Here is a 328-nt window from a genome sequence, read left to right on the forward strand (position 1 = left end):
GCACTTCGATATCGGGAAGTGCTGGAACAGCGGCCAGAGCGTTTTTGCTTTCGGTCCCGCTCAATCCCGCAAAGACGGCGCAGGCGAGCAGGGTTTCGCCCGCCGGAATGTCGCCCCGCAATTGCGGCACCGTGGTCTTGGCATAAACAAGGCTGGTATTGGGCAGCGCCTTCAGCGCCACGCCCTGGCGGATTATGCCTGAGCCGAGATCGACGATGGCGGATATGTCGGTGCCGCAATCGGCCGTCGCCCGGCCGGGCGCTTCGCTCACGGCATCGCGGTCACCATCGTTGCGGTTGATCGCAAAACCGCCCTCGATGACCGATAG

1 protein-coding gene is annotated in these 328 nt (G+C 63.4%); it reads right to left on the reverse strand.

Going from position 1 to position 328, the window contains the following annotated elements:
• Positions 1 to 328, reverse strand: a 328-nt coding sequence (locus SB816_RS30515; RefSeq protein ID WP_410548056.1) for a hypothetical protein, incomplete at both ends; no start/stop codon positions are given.

The organism is Achromobacter sp. SIMBA_011 (assembly GCF_046535435.1).
GTDB lineage: Bacteria > Pseudomonadota > Gammaproteobacteria > Burkholderiales > Burkholderiaceae_B > Achromobacter > Achromobacter dolens.